The sequence below is a fragment of the Nocardioides sp. genome (assembly GCF_036401255.1).
In the GTDB taxonomy this organism is placed as follows: domain Bacteria; phylum Actinomycetota; class Actinomycetes; order Propionibacteriales; family Nocardioidaceae; genus Nocardioides.
Genome location: NZ_DASWVI010000392.1, coordinates 1 through 3425, shown reverse-complemented (window position 1 = coordinate 3425; position 3425 = coordinate 1). Strand labels below are relative to the sequence as shown.

The 3425-nt window shown below is 74.2% G+C and carries 3 protein-coding genes; 1 reads left to right on the top strand and 2 read right to left on the bottom strand.

The window, feature by feature from the left end:
- Positions 1 to 1450 (top strand): alpha/beta hydrolase (locus tag VGD85_RS18350; RefSeq protein ID WP_331064870.1); only part of this gene is annotated, 1450 nt, incomplete at its 5' end.
- A 13-nt stretch (positions 1451 to 1463) separates the two neighbouring features.
- Here the strand turns inward: VGD85_RS18350 and VGD85_RS18345 are convergent.
- Together VGD85_RS18345 and VGD85_RS18340 are read right to left on the bottom strand one after the other, a co-directional pair.
- Positions 1464 to 2813 (bottom strand): flavin monoamine oxidase family protein, encoded by a 1350-nt coding sequence (locus VGD85_RS18345; protein ID WP_331064869.1) that lies wholly within the window; start codon positions 2811 to 2813, stop codon positions 1464 to 1466.
- Positions 2813 to 3425 (bottom strand): hypothetical protein (locus tag VGD85_RS18340; RefSeq protein WP_331064868.1); only part of this gene is annotated, 613 nt, incomplete at its 5' end. The genes VGD85_RS18345 and VGD85_RS18340, both read right to left, overlap by 1 nt.

Genomic DNA, 3425 nt, shown 5'->3' with positions numbered 1-3425 from the left:
GTCCGACTCGCCCACGACGTCCCCGCAGCCGGGCGCGACCACACCGCCTCGCCCCGATCTCGCGCCGTTCTACGCCCAGCCCCTGTCCTGGTCGGCGTGCCCGGACGACGAGGCGCTCTGTGCCACGCTCACGGTCCCGCTCGACTACCGGCACCCGGGCGGCGAGACCATCGACCTCGCCCTGCTCAAGGTGCCCGCGGCCGACCCGAACCGGCGGATCGGCTCGCTCGTCGTCAACCCCGGCGGGCCCGGCGCCCCCGGCACCGACTACGCCGCCAGCGCCGCGCAGGTGTTCCGTGAGCCGCTGCTCGACGCCTATGACATCGTCGGCTTCGATCCGCGCGGCACCGGCGAGAGCGACCCGGTGGACTGCCTGAGCGACGACGACCTCGACGCCTACCTCGCCGGCGACCCCGATCCCGACACCCCGCAGGAGGTCGCCGACTACGAGGGCTGGGTCGACGCGCTGGGCCGCGGTTGCGCCGAGCGGTCCGGCGCGCTCGCCGCGCACGTGACCACGATCGAGGCCGCGCGCGACATGGACGTGCTGCGCGCGGCGCTCGGCGAGTCGACCATGACCTACTTCGGGGCCTCCTACGGCACCAAGCTCGGCGCGACGTACGCCGACCTGTTCCCCGACCGGGTCGGGCGGCTGGTGCTCGACGGGGCGGTCGACCTCTCGATCAGCTCCCGCGAGCTCAGCATCGAGCAGGCCGCGGGCTTCGAGACCGCGCTGCGCGCCTACGTCTCCAACTGCGTCGAGCAGACCGACGGCTGCTTCCTCGGCGACACGGTCGACGCCGGCCTGGACCGCATCCGGGCGTTCATCGACTCGGTCGACGCCCACCCGCTGCCCGCCGGCGGTGACCGCGAGCTCGACGTCGGCAACGCGTTCTACGGCATCGTGTTGCCCCTCTACAGCCGGGACTACTGGACGATCCTCAGCCAGGCGCTGCGGATCGGCTTCCAGGGCGACGGTTCGGTGCTGCTGCGGCTCTCCGACCTCTACACCTCCCGAGGGACCGACGGCTACACCGACAACAGCTCGGAGGCGATCTACGTGATCAGCTGCCTCGACGACCCCTACGCCATCACCGCCGACCAGGTGCCCGCCAACCTCGCGGACTTCGAGCGCGCCTCGCCGACGTTCGGCAGCGTGTTCGCCTGGGGCCTGACGACCTGCGGTGGCATCCAGGTCCGCTCGACCGAGCGGCCGCGCGAGGTCCGGGCGGCCGGCGCGGCCCCGATCGTCGTCATCGGCACGACCCGCGACCCGGCCACGCCGTACGACTGGGCGGTGCACCTGGCCCACCAGCTCGCGTCCGGGGTGCTGATCAGCCGCGACGGCGACGGCCACACCGGCTACAACTCCGGCAACGAGTGCGTCGACGAGGCGGTCGAGGACTACCTCGTCGACGGCACGGTCCCGGAGGACGGTCTCTCCTGCTGATCGTCCCTGGACCTCAGCCGAGCAGCGCGTGCACCTCGTCGGCGGTCGCCTCCCCGGAGCGTACGGCGCCCTCCATGTAGCCGTTCCACACCGGCGCGCACTCGGCGCCCGCCCAGTGCAGCCGGCCGACCGGCTCGCGCAGCGCATGGCCGAAGCCGGTCCAGACGCCGGGGGCGAAGTGCGCCCCGTAGCACCCCCGGGTGAACTCCTCGGCCATCCAGTCGCGCTCGAGGTACTCCAGCGGCTCGGCGGCGCGCGGGCCGAAGTAGCGCACGAAGCAGTCCACCACCGCGGCCCGGCGCTCCTCGGGCGAGCGCCGCGCCCACTCCCGGCCGTCGGCGGCCTCGATGAAGCCCATCAAGATGCCGCGGTCGTAGCCGGGCGGGGTGTTGTCGAAGGTGACCTTGACCGGTCCGGTGTCGGAGCCCGCCTGGCCGCTGAGGCCGTCCTCGCGCCAGAACGGCGTGGGGTAGACGGCGTAGACCTTGAACACGCTGCCCGCCGGCACCTTCTGGGTCAGCTGGTCGCGCCAGCTCGGCATCGGCGGGTCGTACTCCAGCCGTCCCGCGAGGGCCGGCGGCACGGTGATGATCGCGCGCTCCGCGTCGTACGCCGTGCCGTCGCGGGTCGTGACCCGCACGCCACCGTCGCCCTGCGAGACCGACCGCACCGGCTGGCCGAGCCGCACGTCGAGCCCGTCCGCCAGCCGCTCGCTGATCCGCCACGAGCCGCCGGCGATCCGGTCCTGCTGCGCGCCGCGGTCGACGGCCATCAGCGTGTCCATGTCGGTGCCGGAGTGGGTGTAGAAGAGCGCGTGCAGCAGCGACATGTCCGAGAGGTCCGCGGAGAACACCGCCTCGCAGTAGAGCTCGAAGTATGCGCGGCCCTGGGGCGTGCGCAGGTTGCGCTGCACCCACGTGCGGAACGTCTGCCCGTCGAGCGCCGCGGCGCGCTCGGTGTCCCAGGGTCGCTCGAGGTCGACCCGCCGGGCCAGCCGCGCGAAGCGCAGCGTGCCCTGGGCGAGGTCGGCGATCGCGAACGGGTTCAGGCGCGGGATCGCGCCCTTCTTCCCCGCCAGCCGGCCGGATCGCCCGCACAGCGAGAACACGATGTCGCCGTCGTTGTACGTCGGGATCGTCTCGAGGCCGAGCTCGCCGATCAGCTCGTACATCCGGTCCTGGGTCGGTCCCACCCACTGTCCCCCGAGCTCGATCCACTGGCCGTCACCGAGCGCCCCGGCCTCGGTGCGGCCGCCCACCCGGTCGCGCGCCTCGACGACCACCACCGACCGGCCGGCCGCCTGCAGCCGCCGGGCCGCCGCGAGTCCGGACAGTCCCGCCCCCACCACCACGACGTCGGTCATCAGCCGGCCGCCTTCCTCTCGAAGCCCGCCCAGCGGCGGCGCACCCAGGCCGGCCGGGTGTCCCCGGCGACCGCGTCGGCGAGCGCCGACCAGCTCTCCCGCAGCGCCTCGGCCTCGGCGAGCGCCGCCTCGGTCGACGGTGGCGCGGATGCCCAACGCCGTTGCGCCTCGTCGCGCTCGGCCGCGATCCGCTCCTCCACACCCGCCCAGTCACGCAGCGCCGCGCGGTGCAGCCGCTCGTGGCGCCACCACAGCGACCGGTCGTCGCGCCGGTTGGTCACACCCTCGGTGGGGTACGCCGACTCCGCGAGCGGCTCGGCCGCGCGCAGCGGGACGAACAGCGACAGGGCCGGGTCCGCGGTGCCGGTCGACCAGTGGGTGCTCGACTCGAGGTCGCTCACCCACGACGACACGGTCTGGCTGGAGGCGAGCAGCCCGCCGGCGTGCATGTTGGGCCCGGCCATCGAGCCGTTCAGCGGCGACCACCGCGGTCCGCCTCCGGTGCCGTTGTCGCGCAGGATCGCCATCGCGTCGAGCACGCCGCCCGCCCCGCCCGCCCGGCGCTCGGTCAGCGCCCGCCGCGTGGCGCAGCCGGCGACCCGGCCGCGCAGC

What these genes read in the sequence shown, in the direction of transcription:
- VGD85_RS18345 (WP_331064869.1), bottom strand. Translation starts at nt 2,813, where the DNA reads ATGACCGACGTCGTGGTGGTGGGGGCGGGACTGTCCGGACTCGCGGCG.